This is a genomic window from Streptomyces adustus, assembly GCF_009377175.1.
GTDB classification, from domain to species: Bacteria; Actinomycetota; Actinomycetes; order Streptomycetales; family Streptomycetaceae; genus Streptomyces; species Streptomyces adustus.
In genome coordinates, this window is sequence record NZ_VJZD01000012.1 from 60,310 (window position 1) to 77,211 (window position 16,902).

Below are 16,902 nucleotides of genomic sequence, written 5' to 3' on the forward strand. Positions count from 1 at the left end.
CTCCCATCGCTCGGGCTTCGCGTAAACGTATCTGCCCCGCAAACACACGCATTTCAATGTGCGCACGAGCCAAACGGAGCCTCATAGCGTGATGCATCGAGTCAGGCAAAGCATTCCCTCGTTCGGGTGCTATCAGAATGCCACCAGCGCCGAAAAATGCCCGAGAAATGGCAGGTTGGCAGCCGCTTGCGCTGCCTTCGGCCCGCCGAGACCGAGACGCCTCCAGATACCGTCCCAGTCCTCATCTCAACCTCGGCCTCACGGGAGACCATTGTGCCGCGCCATGCTTTATCCGTTGCTACCGCTCTTGCGGCAACGGCAGCTCTGCTGTTGACGGCTTGCAACAGCAGCAACAGCGACTCGGGGGCCAACGACGAGATCGCAGGTGCCGACCTCGGCGCCACGAAGGCGTCGGCAACTCCAAGTCCGAGCGTCACCGACTCGGCACGACGCCCCAAGGTCACCTTGCCGAGTGATGTGACCAACTCGTTCGAGAGCTGGAACACCAGCGACGCGACAGAGAACGCCGTGTTGGCGGATACCTCCAGGCGCATCAACGCACTGGACTACGCCATCACCCAGAACAATACGGAGGAATCGATTCTGAGCTTCTACTACAAGGAAGAGGCTCTCGTGAGCGCTTCGCAGTGGGTCAAGGAGTTCGTGGACGCCAAGAAGTCCATGACCGGAGAAACACGCTTCTTCAAGCCCACTGCGGACGTGTATGACAAGGGTCGGGCAACTCTCACCTACTGCTCTTTCGAAGGCAAGGCATACGTCAAGGACGTGGAGACCGGTGAAATCGAGAGAACACCTGTATCTGCCAAGTCCTACATCTTGTACGTCACTCGGCTGGAACAGAGCGACACGGGTGTGTGGCAGACCGCCACCCTTTCCTCGGAGCGGGGGAATCACAGGTGCACATCGTGACGTCGCGCCACCTGAGGTTCATGCTGATCGGCCTTGCCGCCACATGCGTGATCACTCCACATCCCACGTACGCCGATGTGGACCTAGGTCGCGGAAACGAGGGTGCTTCCACAAGACAGGAGGGCTCTACGAACGGACACACGCTCCAGTCCCGCATCACCTTCAGTGGCTCCACCCGGGGAAACACTGAAGCCTCCCCCAAAACCGTCACCCCTGTCGACAACTGGATTCCGCCAGCCTGCTGGTACGAACCGATGACTGCCGAAGAGTTCGCCGCCAGCATGGAGAAGGCGTATGACTCAGTCGTCAACGACCCTCGACAACCTGGCTACGCCAAGGCTGGACAGGGACAATACCGGGAAATCTACAAGGACGGTAAGTACAAGAACTACAACCTGGACGAGAAAAACCGGGGCAGTTGGTGGGTCGCAGCCCAAGACCACAGTCGCCTGAACGAATCTGGCGCTTGGGCCTGTGACGAACTTCCCTTCTGGGTCGAAAGGGGTGGCACTCCACTCATGAAGAATACCGCCACACCCCGCATACTTGCCGAACTTGCCTACAACCGCATCCAACTGCCGGACACCGTCGTATCTCTTGCCCCTGCGCACGCCACCAAGGTCAACCTCCCCACTTGGGTTTGGCTGGATACGGCCAAGTTCAAAGAAGTCTCCGTCACAGCCACACTCAACGCCGGCGGCATCAACATTCAGGCAATCACCACGGCCAGGCCGATCTCGCTCAAACTGGAACCCGGCACCCTCGACGCCAAGACTTTCCCTCCTTCAGGCGAATGCGTGGAGGACGCCGACGGTTCGATCGGTGAGCGGTATAGCCGAGGAAACGCGAACGACACCCCACCCTGCGGCATCGAATACTTTCGCTCCTCTATCGACGGCAATTTCAGACTGCGGGCTGTCCTCACCTGGAAAATCACATGGAAAGGCACCGGCGACGCAGGCGGCAATCTTCCGAACGGCACCTTCGGGAAGGACCAGGACATCGCCGTCGAAGAAATTCAAGCGATCAACCGCTAGGAAATATCCCATACGAACACGGCAGAGTGCCGCGCCAGGTCGGCTCTCTCGTAGACACCCATGCACGCGCCGCAGTGCCTGAAACAACTTCCCTGGTCCGGTACGGAACGAGTGCGGCCGGGCGTTCATTTACATGCCATGGAGAACATTGGTATGCGCATGGTAAATCCTGACGATCTCGATCAACTCGCAAAGCTCCTGGACGGCCGAGGCGGCTTGGGAGACAGGATCGACGAGGCTTTCAAGCGGGCAGCGGCCTTGGGAGTTGCGGACAAGTTGACTCCCCTCAGGCCGATGCGCTCATGGGTTGCAGAGACGGCACCCGATCTCCGTAAGCGGGCAAACCTGGCTCGGGAGGACCAACTGTTCGTTCGAGGACATCGGGAGACGTACAGCGAGTGGCTGGCACGTATCGAGGCCCATTATCTGGCGGAGATCCCAGGCGCGAAGGGAATCGGCGAAAACAACATCGACGAGTTCCTCAATGGCGTCAGCGACGCCACTGGCGTGATTAAGATCGGCGGCACCACAATTGTATCCGGCGCCGCACTGGGTAATGTTTTCCTCAAAAACTCTTGGCATCAAGGCATGCTCCGTCAAGGGATCGAATCCCCTTGGTGGAGAGCAGAGGGTGCCGGCGCACTCCGCTCGCGGTTCGGCACAGCATTAAGGAATCTTCCTGCCGGAGAGATTCGCTCACTCGGCGCACCAGGAAGCTGGCTACCCGGCCAGCTGGGATCCCTCTTTGCCGGAAATTCTCTCTACCAGAACGTGACCGAAATCCCCTTCACCACATCGTGGCGGGCTGGCATGTTCGGCCGAACCTGGGACAGTTTTCGCTCATTGCCACTCGTACGCTCCCCTGCTGTAACCAAAGGAATTGACTTCATCGTTGGTTCTGATGCCCTGGCAGCAAAATACGGGGGGCTGACTCATTCGGGCGCATGGGCAACTCGCGCTGGACACACCGATCTCTTCAGAGTGTTCCGCACGGTCGGGTATTTACAGAAACTCAAAAACTCTCAGCCTGCCGTCATCTCCGCAGGGAAGATCGCCTCACCATTCCTCAAGGGGCTCGGCGCGGCAATCAGAACAGGTGGATTTCTGCGCACTGTGAGCATCGGAGAAGGTGCACTCTCGACAGGGATCAGTCTTGCTAACGTCTGGGCACAGGGCGACCCTGTCAGCGCTTTCAAAGAAAAAGGGGCCGGTTACGTAGCCGACGTGACGGAGGCTTGCTTCAATGCATCCTTGACATGGGCCATGGTTTCCCCTAATCCAATCAGCATTGGAGCGACAATCGGGACTGGCCTGATCTACGGGGGAGCCAAAGTCGTCGAACACTGGGATGACATTAAGAAGGGTTCAGCTAGAGCAGCCCGCCGGGTTGGAAAAATGATGTCAGAAGCGGCAAATTGTCTTGCGCGCAACGTCAAAAGCAATACCAGGGCAGTCAATCCGATGAACTGGTTCTGAGGGAATCCGGAAAAGCACGATCCAAAGGAAGCGGTACGTGACTGAGTTGCAGTTCGAGCTACAATCGTTCTCCCGCAGGGAGAAAGGAAGCCGCAAGGGGCTCGTGAACGGATTCGGGGAGGTGACCGTCACCGTCAAGCGTCGCAAAAGATCAACCAGGGCGGGGTTCGATCAGCTAACAGTGCGTCTTCATGGCGAACAAATGCCGGCGATCGAATATTGCACCGTCGGACCGCAGCGCCCCACATTGAAGAACTCAAGGTTCAGAATTAACGGTCATGTGGTGCAACTCGCATTCAACGATAAGGCCTTTCGTAACACCTCAAGAGCCCTGACATTCAGCTACCATGATCGGTCTTACCGATATACCGTCATAGGCTTCGAAAAAGGATCCAAGCTTAGCCGCCCAGGCGTCCTCATCACGGTAACGCGCGGCAACAGCACACTGCGCAAGGGGATGAGTAGTTTCGGCGCCGTGACCGGCGACGCTGACGCACTCGACGTCGCACTGGCTCTCATCTTCGAAGAGATCAATACGACAGAGTTGACAACCTCCGGATTGGTATCCGATGTCCTGAACAGAATCCTCAACCCGCGCGCCGATGAACTGGGAGAATAGCGTCTCGGCTACGGATCGGCGCTTCACGTGCTTAAAACGCAGTCACGACGAGCCATTGATCCGGCTACGAGCCTCTCAATCCGGCAGCCGGGACGGGAGGTCACACTTGGCCTCCCTATGGGCGTATCGACCAAATGACTCAGCCAGACGGATGAGTTCCTGTCGAACTTCGCTGTCAGATCCTTTAAGGCTCTTCAAAGCGTGAGCGAATATCGTCAGATTGTGGGGCTGCTTGGTATTGGTCTCGCTGCTGTAGCACGGGACGTAGATCGCAGCCAGATCCGAAGTCGAGACGCCTTTGATTCCGGCACTGAAGTAGGTGACCTTCCCGGTGGTCGGGGGCAATTCCTGCTCGGCCCATTGCTCCCAGGACATGGCCACACCCATATCGGCATGCAGGTTGAGAAGGTGCTGACTGTCATCCCCTATAGCCGAACAGGTACCGCTGTAGGACTCGTCCGGGTCAGGGGTCGAAGTCATGACGAAGTCGTACTGTGCAGCTTGGGGTAGGACGGACTTGAAGGTGTCAGCAGCTGCCCGCCGGTCTGGCAGGTTCTGGCACATGTCGTCAGCCTTAATGGCCCCACGCGATTCTGAGAAGGCGCCAAAGACGTAGGCCAGAATCACGGCAATGGCGATGCCAGCAATCGCGCCGCTGTAGACAAGGGCTCTGTGGCGATTTCCGCTGCCGCTCAGTTCTGTCAAGGTCGATCACCTATTCACTGTCGAGTCGATGCATTACGCTGCGGCTTCACTGTCCGATACCAGAGAATCGGCGTCCCGGAATCCCTTGCCCGCCGCATGGCCGGCCCTGGACTCTTCCTCTTCGGATCCAGTGGCGGCCTTGACGGACTCTTGAGTGGTCAATATGGCCGAGTCTTCAACCTGTCCCATATTCTGTACATTCTTGTAGACCTGCTGCTTCAGCCCGTCCCCGTTGTCACCGAAGCCCTCGAGGATGCCGTTGAAGATCTCCCCTGATGCTGTTCCGGCAAGGCCGCCCGCCACCACGCCGCCGGGACCGGTGAACGGGGCTGTGGCAATAGCCGTCGCACTTCCGACCAAGGAGCCTCCCCATGTGCCCACCTGGTCCTTCCAGGCATTGTCTCGCGCATCTGCGTCCATGCCGTCTTTGTCTGCCTGGAAATGCCGTCCAGCGCCAATGACGCCTTGGAATAGTCCGGTCTCGTAAGCAAGTTCGTTGATGGTGCCCTTGGTGTTCTGCGGGTAGGCATCGGGATGCTTCGCGTATGCCTCCATCAGCGCGGCAGCGTATACGTGCTGAGAGACGTTGAGCCGGTCGTACCCTTCCTTGTTGCGGGCCACCGCATGCAGGAATCGCGCAGCATCGTATTTTTGAATTTGAGCGGCGACTCCAGGGAGAGGGAAAAGCTTGGCCCCGTTTGCCTTGTCGGAATCCAACGCCCGATGGATATCCGGCATGTATTCAGCCGATATGTTCGCGAAGCTGTCCGACAGGAATGCATGGCTGCGTAGCCGATCCTGGTCCTCCGAGACCGACTTCACCAGGGCGCTGAATAAATCGGCCTGGTCCTGGGAGTGCTTGGTGTCCTCTGTCGTTGCCTGTTCTCCGGGGCGGTGGCCGGTGGTGGCTGCTTCGAGGGCGTGGCCCATCGAGTTCAGGCCGGTCACGCTCTCCTTGCCCGGCATGCTGTCGTTCGGCCACTTGCGTTCCTCGAAGAGGTACTTGAAGTTCGACTCGGGCTTGCCGTCCTCGCCCTTCTGCTCGGCCATGAAGAACGCGGTCGCCGCGTCGGGGCTGTTGGCGAGGGCCTTCATGTAGCCGGTGAGCGGGTCGGTGCCGCGGTCGTTGCCCAGATGGTTGACGTGTTCCTCGGTACCCCAGCCGGTTCCGTAGAGCTGACCCGCTTCCTCCAGCACCCGTCTGTCTTCCTTGATGAGCGCCGTTCCGTAGTCCTCAAGGAACTTGTCGTCGTAGTCGCCGTAGCGCATCAGGTTGCTCATGACGACGAAGCCCTCGGGGCCTGCGCTGCCGCTGTGGGGGGAGGGGCCGAAGTCCCGGATCGGCTTGTCGCCGATCGCGACCATGTCCTTCTTCCACTTGGTCATGGCCGGCGAGTCGGAGTTGGTCGCGGCGGCGATCGTGAGGCTCAGGTTCTTCTGCATGTCGTCCAGCTCGTCGGCGCGCTGGAAGTCCGAGGTCTGTCCGTAGCCGTCCGGATGGCCGAGGCCGCTCAGATCGCTCCAGAGCCGCAGCGTCTTCTTCGCGCCCAGGGCACCCACGAGCTTCTCGGCGAAGGGGTACTCGTCGTAGTTCGCGGCGAGGAGTGCGTTCAGTTCGTCGAACTCCTGCGGGGAGAGGTCCTGGGGGTTCTTCTTGGCCAGCTCGGTCGCACGCTTGGCGTCCCGGGCGGCCACGGCGTTGGCGGCGCGGGTCACCCGTGCCTCGTCGATCCGGACCACCCCTTCGAAGCCCGGATACGGGTCGTTTTCCATGCGCATGGCGAGGTGGTGCCGGCGCTTCAGCATGGGGAGTTCGTCGCGTGCCCAGGCCGCCACCTTCAGGACGTCGCCGAGTTCTGTATCGCCGATGCCGTAGTAGGCGAGCCGGGTCCTGTAGTAGGCGGCCCGGCTCTGGAGGGTGTCCTGGTCCCGTCGTACAGAGTCGATCGTGCCCTTTAGTGCGTCCGGGTCTATGCCCGAGAAGACGCCCGGGCTGCCCCCGCCCTCGTCGGCGCGCATGCCTCACCCATCCCCGTTCGTTTCGGTCGTGCTGGTCTGCTCGGTCCTCGCCTCAGGACATGCGCCTGTTCCGGTTCATGGAAGTGGCTTCTTCGGAGGTGACCTTCTCCGGCATGCTGTCGATCTCGCGTTGGATGTCTTCGAGCACCTTGTCGATGCGGGTGCGCACCACCTTGCGGTGGCCGGCCACCTCTCTGTGCCAGTTGTCGGCGTTCTTGCCGACCCACGATTTCGCGGAGTCCCGGCCGCCGTTGCCTATGTCCTTCTCCGCCTGTTTCAACGCGCCCACCAGCGTGGCGTGTTCTCGTTGCAGGTCGCGTTTCAGCTCTTTCAGCCGCTCCCGCTCCGGATTGTCCACCTTCGCCGTGTCCCCGTCGGCTGCCATGGCCCTCCCCTCGACCGGATGCACCTTACCCAGCGGCTGTATGAGCGGCAGCAAATCCCAGGCTGTCAGCCGAATTCGATCGCTTGGCCGAATGAGTAGCCGTACTCAGGACAAGTGCCGGACCCGATCCCAGAATCGAGCCATGCATCAGGAGCCGCAGCATCAGCCGGCGCCGGCCCTGCGGACCGCGCGTTCCTCGTTCCCGATCGCGCATCCGCGGGACGGCTGGTACGCGCTTCCCGGCGTACTGCTGGGGCTCGGTATCGGGTGTGGTCTGTATGCCGTGGCGCAGTGGGGACAGGAGGTCGCGCGGGGCGTCACGGCGCGGTCGGCCCGTTGGGTCCGTGAGCTGTTCGAGCCGTGGAAGGAGATCGCCGTCTACGGTGACGGGAACTCCGCGCCGGACGGACCCCGGCACGGCGTCGGGGCGGCCGCGCAACGCGCCGCTGTCGTGCACCACTCCGCGGTCTCGATGCCGCTGACGTCTGCCGTCGTGCTGGTTTCCGCGGCCTTGGTCTCGTTCGTCGCCATCGCGTCCATGCGTCGTCGCGGTCTTCGCGGCTCCGTTCGGTCCCGGCCCGGGGAGCGGGCGGATGTGGTGACCCTGTAACGGTCGAAGGCACTTCCCGCTCGTCGGGTCATGGGTCACAGGGCCCCTCGTATGCTGCACAGCGATGCCGCCGGCAATCAATTTTGGACATAGCTGAACAGAAGCAGTCAACGGGGGAGGTGTGACACATGGCGGTCACGGATGACGGTGGCGGGGGCGACGGCGCCGAACTGAAGCGGCGGGCCGAGCAGTTGCGCGGGTGCGCTCGGGAGGCGCGGTCGCTCGCCCGTGAGCTGGGGCCGTATCTCGACGACGCGGTGCGGAAGGCCACGCCGCGCGCGGCCTCGTTCCGTACCGGGGGTGACAAGGGCGCGATCTGGCAGGGACCGTTCGCCGACGAGTCCACCGCCACCCTTCAGCAGCGGCAGCGCAGCCTGAACCGGATGGGCACGGCGCTGCTGGCGGACGCCACGCGCTGGGAGACCCAGGCGGACGAGCTGGACCGGCAGGCCAAGGCGAAGGACAAGGCCAAGTCCGCTGCGGGAGGCGGTCACTGATGACGTTCAGGGGCTTCGACGCGACCGGGCTGACGGCACTCGCGAACCAGCTGGACGCGCTCTCCCAGAACTCCGGAAAGCTGCACTCCCGGCTCGCGACCGTCCTGACCACCGCCCAGCAGAACCTGCCCTCGGGGCAGAACGCCTCCCGGGACCCCGAGCTCCAGGACCTGGTCGGCGATGTGATCCCGATGCCGTCGATCTTCGGCGTCGGCCGGAGGCGGCTGCCCGGTTCCCTCGGTGGCGAGCTCTCCGACATGCAGACGTCGATGAAGCACCGGATCAAGCAGCTGGAGGGCTTGCAGGAGCTGGAGAAGCGCGGCTACCCGGTCAACGACAGCATGGTCTTCCTGGACGAGTCGGCGCCGGACGCGCAGAAGATCGACGACGCGCTGCGCGACCTCCAGGCCCTCCAGGGCAAGGACTTCGGGATGGACGGCAACCGTGACGACCTGGAGAAGGTCTCCGGTGAGCTGGACGGTCTGACCGGAGCCGAGCTGGACGCGCTGATGACGAAGGCCTCTCCCAAGGACCTCGCCTTCTACAACCAGCTGGTCAGCAACACGGACGACTCGGGTTGGAACCCGTTCGACGACAACGGTCTGCCCGAGGCCGGACGGCGGGCCACTCTCGGCCTGATGCTGTCCAAGATCAGCCCTGAGAACGTGGGCAAGTTCCAGGCGGCCTTCCCCGGTACGCAGCCGACGTTCACCAACACGGCGGCGTACGAGAGCGGCGGCAACAGCCAGAACGGCCAGACCAACAACGGTATTCACTGGGCGCCGCCCTCCGACCCGCTGTTCCAGGACGGGGTGTCGGCCGACGACGTCAACCAGAACCAGTTCGGCGACTGCTGGTACGTCGCCTCGCTGGCCGGCCTGGCGCAGAAGGACCCCAAGTTCGTCCAGGACGGGATCAGGCAGAACCCGAACGGCACCGTCAGCGTCCGGGTCTGGGACAAGAACGGCAACTACCAGTGGGTCACCATGACCGCCGACCTGCCGACCGACCAGAACGGCAACCCGATCAGCACGTACGGCAACGGCGAGACCTGGCCCGCGTACTACGAGAAGGCCTTCGCGCTGGTCTACTCGGACGACGGCGACGGCAAGCGCGGCTACGGCGGTATCGAGGGCGACGACCCGAAGAAGTCCGCCCCCTATCTGACCGGCAAGGAGGGCGACGACCTGGAGTCCGGCGGCTTCCTCGGCCTCGGCAAGCACGACGACAAGGACATCGGCTCGCTGAAGAAGGCCTTCGACTCCGGGAAGGTCCTCACCGTCTCCACGCCGGACGACGAGGACCTGGACAAGAACCACCCCACGGAATGGGGCAGCACGTATCACAGCAACCACGCCTACTACGTGCGCGGCTTCACCGACGACGGGAAGATCATTCTGGGCAACCCCTGGGGTGTGAAGGGCTATCCGCCGATCACGGTGACGCAGGATCAGTTCGACAAGTACTTCCAGGGACCCGAGGCGTTCGATGTCCCCTGAGGCCCGACAGGTGAGTGCAGTGACCGAGCCCGAACTCCAGCCGGAGCGCCCGCACGTCAAGTACCCCTTCGAGTTCGACGGGCGCTGGGTGCTCAGGTACCACATCCCGTACACGGTCGAACACGAGGGTCGCACCCACCGGATCGTGGCGACGATCTTCGCGAAGCCCTCGGTGCACGGCCGGATCCAGGTCAGCAGCGAGGACGGGCCGGGCGTGGAGTACGACGACCTGACCCCGGGCGACGTCGTGGAGATCACCGGGGACCGCTGGCGGGTCGCGGAGGTCGACTACCGCACCCGTGTGGTGCTGGAGCGCGCGAGTACCGGCGGGGAGGAGGGTACCGGTGCGCAGGGCGTCGGGTAGCGGCGCCGTGGCGGTCGCCGCCGTACTGGGCGACGGAGCCCGCTACGAGGCGGGCCGGACGCAGCAGACCGTCAGGGCAGGACAGCGCATCACCGTCTCCGGGCACGGCTGCACCGTCCGCCAGATCTGCGCCTACCGGGTCGTGCTGGAGCCCGCGGCCGAGCCGGACAAGGCCGCGGCGGCCGCGGCGCCCTCTTCCCCGCGCCCGGTCGGCGGCGAGGCGGACGGCGGATTCTGCTTCACCACCAACCCGACCGTGCTGGCCACGGCGTCGAAGGGCTTCCCGCCACGGGGAGACACCCTGTCGGTTCTCGACAACGGAGGCGTGCGGCGCTTCCCCGCCGGCCTGTCGATCACTGTCTCGTACGTCGACACGAGGACGCGTACCGCGCGGCTGCGGGGCGACTGCGCGGCGGTCGCCGTAGCCGACTACGACAACGCCCGCGTCGGCGACACGGTCGAGTTCGCCGGGGTGCTGTTCACGGTGTCGGGGCTGACGGAACGGGCCATACGCCTGAAGCGGACGAGCACGTAGCGAACCGCGCGTTGGACGGGCGTGGTTCGGCCGACGAACAGAGCCTGAGCATGTCCTCCCGCGCATCCGCCTCGCTCGGTGTCCGCCGCGGGCCCTGGGTACAGTCGAGCCGTCGGTGCGTGTGGGACGGGCTTGGAGGCTGTTGTGGGGTTCGGCAGGCAGAAGGCGCAGGAGCCGCCGGTTGAACAGGTCGGCTGGTCCGACGTCCAGACATTCGTCGTGTCCAAGGTGGAACGACCGGTCACGGTCAAGCGCAAACGTGCCGCGGGAGGTCCGCCGGCCGTGCGCGTGGCACGCGGGTCCAAGGACATGCGGGTGCTCGCCCCCTGCGCCTTCCTCGGAATGACGTACACCCAGCAGCCGGGCCTGCCGTCGCTCCCCGAGCACACGTTGTACGAGGACATCTACGCCCAGAAGCTGCTCTGTTACGTCGAGCCGGCCGTGGACGTCGACGGTGAACTGCGGCATGTGGTGCGTGACGGTGCCGGTCAGGCCATCGGGACGCTCACTCGCGTACCGCCCAAGCACCGTCCGCTCAAGCACACTTGGCGCATCGATCAGCCGGGGCACCCGGAGATCGTGGGGCGCAACGAGTGGATGAGCGGGGACGCCAAGGAGATCGCCGGACGGGTGGCGGGCAAGTTCCTCGGCGGTGTGCTCAACGCCATCGGCGACCTGGGGGCGGAAGGCGGCGACCAGCCCACCAAGTCGCGCTCGCTGGAGTGGCGTTCGCAGGACAAGGTGGTGATGCTCTCGGAGGGCGACGGGCAGGTGAGCGTCCGGGCCGGCTGGGTCGACCGGCGTCTGGCCTTCGCGTTCGCGCTCATCGGCGATCGTTGAGTCCAACTGATCCCACGTAGAAAGGCAGCGGGTTGCGCTGTGCGTGAACTCGGCTTCCGGAGTTACGTGTTCGCTTGCGCATCGCTTCAGCACATCTGATCCTCTGCACCCTCACGACCCCGCCCGTATCATGGTGCGCCGACTCGCGACCGTCCTTGCCGGTCCGCGTGGGAGTGTTCTAGGGGGATGAAGCATGGGGATGCGGAACGTCAATCCTGACGATCTCGACCAGCTCGCGAAGCTGCTGGACGGTCGCGGTGGTGTGCAGGACAAGCTGGACGAGGCGTTCACCCGGGCGTCCCGGCTCGGTGTCTCCAGCAAGCTCGCCTCGCTCAATCCCATGCGTTCCTGGGTGAAGGACACGGCCCCCGATCTGCGCAAGCGGGCGATCTACGCCCGGCTGGAGAGCGGGGATCCGGAGGCGGGGCTGCGCTGGGCGGGCTTCAGCGCCAAGGACATCGAGGCGTACAAGGGGCTCTCGCCGGACGAGATGCTGCTGGCCAACTCGGTGGCCGCCAGCGACGACCCGGGCGCCGACGTCTTCAAGCGCCGCCCGGACGAATCCCTCGCCGACTACCTCGACCGGCTCAAGGCGCACGCGATCTCCGAGATACCGGGGCTCAAGCCGCACGAAGAGACGATCGCCACCATGATCGGCCTGTACGGCGACTGGGGTGCCGTCACCACCGCCTCGGCGTTCGTCACCATCCAGGGCGCCTCGCTCACCAAGGTGCTGCTGGGCAACTCCTTGAAGGGCGGCGCTCTGCGGGTCTGGAAGACCCGGCTCGGCGTGGTCCTGCGCGGCTCCGACAGCGGACTCATACGCTCGGCCGGCAACGGCCTCATCAAGTGGTCGCCGAAGATCCGCTCCCTGAGCGCGCCCGGCAGCTGGCTGCCCGGGCAGCTCGGCCGGTTGGCCTCCGGCAGTTCCCTGTACCAGAACGCCAGCCGTATCCCGATGTCCGGCGGCGTGCGCGGCGACCTCATCGGCAACGCGTACAACTGGGTGCGCAGCACGCCTCTCATGCGCAGCTTCGGTCTCAACAACGCCATCGACTTCGTGGTCGGTTCCGACGAGGTGGCCAAGACGTTCGGCGGGCTCAGCCACGCGGGGACGCCGGTCACCCGGGCCGGTGGCGCGAGCCTCGTCAAGGTCTTCTCCAACGCCTCCAGCGCGGCGGGCGACACCGGCGCCCTGCGGGCCGGATTCGGCGCCGCCGCCAAGACCGCCGGGTTCCTGCGTGGCGCGGGCATCGTCGGCGGTGTGGTGTCGACGGGGTTCAGCGCCGCCAACGTCATCTCGCAGGGCAACCCGGTCGAGGCCTTCAAGCGCAACGGCGCGGGGTACGTCGCCGACGTCGCCGAGGTCGGCTTCAACGCGTCCCTCACCGCGGCCATGATCGCCCCCAACCCGATCACCATCGGCCTCGCCGTCGGCACGGGCCTGATCTACGGCGGCGCCAAGGTCGTCGAGCACTGGGACGACATCACCAAGGGGGCCGGCAAGGCGGCCGACTGGGTGGGCAACAAGGCGAGCGACCTGGGCAAGAGCATCGCCAAGTCGAAGGCGAATCCGATGAACTGGTTCTGACCGGCGGTCACGGTGTCCCCTCGTCCCGGCCTCGGCCGAAGAGGAAGTTCGCCGGGATCGCCAGCAGGGCACCGCTGGTCGTCAGGGCGGACCTGTCGACTTCTTCCAGCACGATCGCGATGGCGAGATCCGTGGCGTCGGCCTCCCCCTCGGCCTTGCCGACCCGGGTGCCGCCGACCTTGGGGATGTAGCGGCCCCGGTCGATGGTGACGGTCACGCCCTCGCGCTTGAGCTGGGCCTGTTTCATGGGTCCGTAGGACGTGTAGGTGTAGCTGCGCTCGCGGTACGTCATCTCCAGCCAGCGGGATCCCCTGCGTACCCCCTTGACCTTGAGATCCATCCGGACGAGCGACTGGTCGACCTTCAGCCAGCCCCCGTCCAGCGAGGGGAGGACGCCGCTGCCTCCACTGAACAGGGTCTCCGGAAACTGGTCGCCCTGCACGACTGCTTGCCGCAGCGGACCATCGAGGGTCGTCCCGGACGGGCTGTACACCCTCACTCCGCCGAATACTCCGACGGTACCGGAGTACCCATTCGCGATCTGCCCGTCGTGAACGGGTACCAGCTCGAATTCGAAACTCTTCGACATTCATTCTCCGCCCTGCATGAGATTTCCCGAATCTAGAACCAGTTCATGGGGTTGGCCTTGGACCTGGCGATACTCTTCCCCAGATCACCCGCCTTGCCGTCCACCCATTTGGTCGCCCGCTTCGAAGCCTTTTTGATGTCGTCCCAGTGCTCCACGACTTTGGCTCCCGCATACACTCCCCCGGTCACCACCACTGCACCGATCGTGAACGGATTGGGGGCGACGGTGGCGGCGGTCAGCGAGGCGTTGAAAAGGGTCTCGCTCACGTCGCCGACATACTTGGCCCCTTCGGTTCTGCTGCCGAAATGACTTCTCGGATCTCCCTGGGACCATACGTTGGCGCCGCTGTACACCGTGGCGAACACTCCACCGGCGACGCCGACGGCTCGCAGGGCCCCGCCCATCCTGCCCGCCACTCTGAATCCCTCTCCAGCAGCGGCGAAGCGGCCCTTACCGAACAGACGGGCGTCCTGGTAGACGCTTTTGCCGACCTTCCAGTAGCTGGCGTTTCCCGCACGGCCCGGGATCTTTCCGGCATGCGTCAGACCGCCGTACATCCGCGCGAGCCTGTCCGATCCGACCAGCCCATCAATGATCTTGTTCCCGCTCATCCCGAACAGGAGACGGCCATTCATGACCTGGCTGCGGCGGACGACGTCGAAGGCATCGCCGACCCGGGTGGACACCTGGCTGTTGACGAACGGGACCCGCGCGACATCCTGGTATGTCCCGTTACGGGATGCGAAACCCGCCAGCTTCCCCGGAAGCCATGACCCCGGCGCGGAGAGAGATCGTACCGGAGGCTCCCATTTGGCCAGCCTGTTACCCCATTCGGTGAACTTCCCAGGGGCCCAGGTGTAGCGGCCCGGAAGCCGCTTCAAGAGGTCCGCTGCCCACATTTTGCGGCCACTCAGGTAGCCCTGGGTCACGGAGTTCCCCACCAGGATCTTCGTCAGGTTCACCCCGTGGAACGTGGCCAGGCCTCCGTGCCGGAGTGTGGACTTGACGTCGCCGATGTCGCCGAGGAGTTCGGCGATCTCCGGCTCGTACGGCTTGAGGGCCGGGATCCCGGCGATGCCGTGGGCCCTCATGCGGTCGACCCAGTCGTCCAGGGACTCCCCGCTCCTGCGCCGGAACGCGTCCGTGCCGGGGGCGTCGTCGGTCGCCAGGGCGTTGGCCAGGAGGAGGACTCCGGGGGCCTTCAGGTAGAAGGCCGCCCTGGCGATGTCCTCGGTGTCGAATCCCGCCCATTTGAGGCCCGCCGCGAGGTCGCCGTCCTCCAGTCTTGCGATGGCTGCCCGTCGGCGCAGGTCCGAGGCGGTGTCGGGGAGCCAGGTGCGCAGGGGCTTGAGGGAGGTCAGGTCTGCGGTGACGCCCAGGCGCGCGGCCCGGGTGAAGGCCTCGTCGAGCCTGTCCCGTACCCCGCCGCGGCCGTCGAGCAGTTTGGCGAGGTGGTCGAGGTCCTCGGGGTTGACGTTCCTCATGTGCGGCGGACGGCGGCGGACTACTGCTGCTCGGCCTCGATCAGGAGTTCTTCCTTGTCCGGGAGGAGGTCGGTGAGCTTCTCCCAGACGTCCGCGGAGTTGGAGCGGGTGAGGACGAGGGGGCTGTCCGGGGTGACCTGGCCGGGCAGGATGGGCTCCTCGGGCTTCTCGCGGATCCAGTAGCCGAGGGGGCCGCAGTCCCAGACCGCGAGTGCGCGGATCATCGCGGAGCGCTTGCCGTCGTGGAGGCCGTCCCAGGCGGTGGTGACGCGCCAGGTGGCGTTGAGGGCGACGACCAGGTCGCGGAACTGCTCCAGGGCCGGGGACGTGAGGCTCGCGTCGGCCTCGACCAGGGCCTTGCCGACGTGGGCGAGGGTGGCCTCGTCGTCCGGGCCCGGCTCCTCCAGGGCGACGAACGCGGCGTCCAGCGCGGCCATCGTCGTCCCGATCCGGACCTCGGGCGCGCCCTCCTGCGGCTTCTCACCGCGGTGCAGGTTGACCTTGCGGGCCAACTCCCAGACGAGGGTGTTGGGTTCGATGGAGACGTACTCGGACTCCTCCTCCCCCGGCCAGCCGTCGTGGGAGATGACGGCGTCCTGGCCCACGACCACACCGTGGTTCACCGCGCCGTGCTCGCCGGTGACCTCCACCTGGATCATCACCATCGGGTCGGCGAGGGCGCCGAGCAGGTCGCGCAGCACCGGGGCCAGTTCGCCCTCCTCGCCGACCAGTCCGACGCGCTGGAGCTCGACCAGCGACTCCCACAGCTCCTCGGGAGGCGTCTCGCCGTCCAGGAGGTGGGCGAATACGGCGACATGACGGTCGGCCAGCCGGAACCGGGCTCGGGAGCTGTCGTACGAGGGCACTGGTCTGGAATCCTCCCGTGAAACCGGCGGCGCCGGCTCTCACCGCTTAATTCTTGTTGTTCTTCAGGTCGTTGGCGTCCTGCGTGCACTGATGCGCCTCGTCGCGCAGTGCCTTGGCGACCGTCCCGCACGTCGTGGTCCAGTTCTTGAGCCTGCCGCGCACGTCGTCCGCGTTCGGGCCGGACCAGGTCTTCATCCCGGTCGTGCTGTGGTTCTTGGCCGAGTCGAGCAGCGAGTCGATGTGGTCGGCCAGGGACGTCAACTGACTGGCCCGCTGGTTGAGTTCCTGTATGTCTGGATTCGCCATAGCAGTCTCCCCCGGTGTCTCAAGAGCCCCAGCATACTGGCGCGGCAGGCTCGTTCCGAGTGAACCCCCTGGCCCGGAGGAACGGGATGAACGGGGGTGAACACGCTTCGTTCACCGGACGATCGCATCTTCGGCAGCTCTGGACGGGAACTGCGCATGGTGCGGTAGCGTCCACTGTTGCAAACGGACAGTCCGCTTGCTTCTGACGACTACACGGGGAGGATTCGCTATGGATCGCGGTGCAGATCTCGGACGGCTCCGGGAACTCTCCAAGCTCTATGCGCGCAAGGCCAACGACCTTCAGGCCCTGATCAAGGACCTCCAGGCGGCCACTGCCGACAGCACGGGTTTCTGGAAGGGTCCGAAGGCCGACCGCTTCCGTGACGACTGGCACGACGTGAAGCCCACCTTCGAGAAGTGGGTCGACACGCTGAACGACGCCAGCAAGTCGGCGAACACCAGCGCCGACAACATCGAGCGCGCCACCTGATTCCGGGCGAGCCGCGCGATTGTCGCGATGCATCGGGGCGCCCGGCCGGGGATCTGCGG

The 16,902-nt window shown here is 64.6% G+C and carries 19 protein-coding genes; 12 read left to right on the top strand and 7 right to left on the bottom strand.

All coding sequences use genetic code 11. The features are described from left to right. Positions 1-156: 156 nt before the first annotated feature. Genes FNH09_RS05150 through FNH09_RS05165 form a run of 4 tightly spaced genes read left to right on the top strand, consistent with a single transcriptional unit; the run spans position 157 to position 4,062 of the window. Positions 157-930 carry a hypothetical protein gene (locus tag FNH09_RS05150; RefSeq protein WP_238426463.1) on the top strand — a complete coding sequence of 258 codons (774 nt, stop codon included), beginning with the start codon at positions 157-159 and terminating at the stop codon, positions 928-930. Continuing rightward, positions 918-1,967, top strand: coding sequence for a hypothetical protein (locus FNH09_RS05155; RefSeq protein ID WP_202919597.1), 1,050 nt, complete (start codon positions 918-920; stop codon positions 1,965-1,967). Before FNH09_RS05150 ends, FNH09_RS05155 begins: the two co-directional genes overlap by 13 nt. A 60-nt stretch (positions 1,968-2,027) precedes the next feature. Beyond that, positions 2,028-3,443 (top strand): PE-PGRS family protein, encoded by a 1,416-nt coding sequence (locus tag FNH09_RS05160; protein WP_152885528.1) that lies wholly within the window; start codon positions 2,028-2,030, stop codon positions 3,441-3,443. A 37-nt stretch (positions 3,444-3,480) separates the two neighbouring features. Continuing rightward, complete coding sequence (locus FNH09_RS05165) at positions 3,481-4,062, top strand: hypothetical protein (RefSeq protein ID WP_152885529.1); 582 nt, start codon at positions 3,481-3,483, stop codon at positions 4,060-4,062. Between the two features lie 75 nt (positions 4,063-4,137). Here the strand turns inward: FNH09_RS05165 and FNH09_RS05170 are convergent, their stop codons facing one another. From FNH09_RS05170 to FNH09_RS05180, 3 genes are read right to left on the bottom strand one after another with little or no spacing between them, the layout of a single operon-like run. Further along, complete coding sequence (locus FNH09_RS05170; protein WP_238426464.1) at positions 4,138-4,767, bottom strand: hypothetical protein; 630 nt, start codon at positions 4,765-4,767, stop codon at positions 4,138-4,140. A gap of 33 nt (positions 4,768-4,800) precedes the next feature. After that, positions 4,801-6,786: a DUF6571 family protein gene (locus tag FNH09_RS05175; RefSeq protein WP_152885530.1), complete on the bottom strand. Its 1,986-nt coding sequence runs from the start codon at positions 6,784-6,786 to the stop codon at positions 4,801-4,803. Positions 6,787-6,838: 52 nt separating this feature from the next. Then, entirely contained in the window at positions 6,839-7,171 is a 333-nt protein-coding gene (locus tag FNH09_RS05180) for a hypothetical protein (protein ID WP_152885531.1), read from the bottom strand. A gap of 142 nt (positions 7,172-7,313) precedes the next feature. Between FNH09_RS05180 and FNH09_RS05185 the strand changes: the two genes are divergently transcribed. From FNH09_RS05185 to FNH09_RS05215, 7 genes are all read left to right on the top strand, one after another. Next, positions 7,314-7,781, top strand: a complete 468-nt coding sequence (locus FNH09_RS05185) for a hypothetical protein (RefSeq protein WP_152885532.1) — start codon at positions 7,314-7,316, stop codon at positions 7,779-7,781. A 128-nt stretch (positions 7,782-7,909) separates the two neighbouring features. Continuing rightward, positions 7,910-8,278 carry a hypothetical protein gene (locus FNH09_RS05190; RefSeq protein WP_152885533.1) on the top strand — a complete coding sequence of 123 codons (369 nt, stop codon included), beginning with the start codon at positions 7,910-7,912 and terminating at the stop codon, positions 8,276-8,278. Next, positions 8,278-9,777 carry a C2 family cysteine protease gene (locus FNH09_RS05195; RefSeq protein WP_152885534.1) on the top strand — a complete coding sequence of 500 codons (1,500 nt, stop codon included), beginning with the start codon at positions 8,278-8,280 and terminating at the stop codon, positions 9,775-9,777. The genes FNH09_RS05190 and FNH09_RS05195 overlap by 1 nt, the downstream gene beginning before the upstream one ends. Before the next feature lie 19 nt (positions 9,778-9,796). Continuing rightward, positions 9,797-10,141 (top strand): DUF6406 domain-containing protein, encoded by a 345-nt coding sequence (locus FNH09_RS05200; RefSeq protein WP_162468139.1) that lies wholly within the window; start codon positions 9,797-9,799, stop codon positions 10,139-10,141. Further along, a complete protein-coding gene (locus FNH09_RS05205) occupies positions 10,122-10,676 on the top strand; it encodes a hypothetical protein (RefSeq protein WP_152885536.1) in 555 nt (184 codons plus the stop codon). The genes FNH09_RS05200 and FNH09_RS05205 overlap by 20 nt, the downstream gene beginning before the upstream one ends. Before the next feature lie 144 nt (positions 10,677-10,820). Beyond that, positions 10,821-11,516, top strand: coding sequence for a hypothetical protein (locus FNH09_RS05210; RefSeq protein ID WP_152885537.1), 696 nt, complete (start codon positions 10,821-10,823; stop codon positions 11,514-11,516). A gap of 199 nt (positions 11,517-11,715) precedes the next feature. After that, complete coding sequence (locus FNH09_RS05215; RefSeq protein WP_152885556.1) at positions 11,716-13,107, top strand: PE-PGRS family protein; 1,392 nt, start codon at positions 11,716-11,718, stop codon at positions 13,105-13,107. 7 nt (positions 13,108-13,114) lie between these two features. Here FNH09_RS05215 and FNH09_RS05220 read toward each other — a convergent pair whose 3' ends face one another. The 4 genes from FNH09_RS05220 to FNH09_RS05235 all read right to left on the bottom strand — a co-directional run bounded on the left by FNH09_RS05220 (position 13,115) and on the right by FNH09_RS05235 (position 16,353). Beyond that, on the bottom strand, positions 13,115-13,600 hold the full coding sequence (locus tag FNH09_RS05220) for a hypothetical protein (RefSeq protein ID WP_152885538.1): 486 nt from the start codon (positions 13,598-13,600) through the stop codon (positions 13,115-13,117). A 128-nt stretch (positions 13,601-13,728) separates the two neighbouring features. Continuing rightward, positions 13,729-15,180 (bottom strand): PE-PGRS family protein, encoded by a 1,452-nt coding sequence (locus FNH09_RS05225; RefSeq protein WP_152885539.1) that lies wholly within the window; start codon positions 15,178-15,180, stop codon positions 13,729-13,731. A 20-nt stretch (positions 15,181-15,200) separates the two neighbouring features. Further along, the gene (locus tag FNH09_RS05230) at positions 15,201-16,046 is read right to left on the bottom strand and encodes a hypothetical protein (protein ID WP_162468140.1); all 846 of its coding nucleotides are present in this window, start codon (positions 16,044-16,046) and stop codon (positions 15,201-15,203) included. 46 nt (positions 16,047-16,092) lie between these two features. After that, positions 16,093-16,353, bottom strand: a complete 261-nt coding sequence (locus FNH09_RS05235; RefSeq protein ID WP_152885540.1) for a WXG100 family type VII secretion target — start codon at positions 16,351-16,353, stop codon at positions 16,093-16,095. Between the two features lie 229 nt (positions 16,354-16,582). On the opposite strand from FNH09_RS05235, the gene FNH09_RS05240 reads away from it, so the two are divergent. Beyond that, positions 16,583-16,843 (top strand): WXG100 family type VII secretion target, encoded by a 261-nt coding sequence (locus tag FNH09_RS05240; protein ID WP_152885541.1) that lies wholly within the window; start codon positions 16,583-16,585, stop codon positions 16,841-16,843. Positions 16,844-16,902 lie beyond the last annotated feature (59 nt).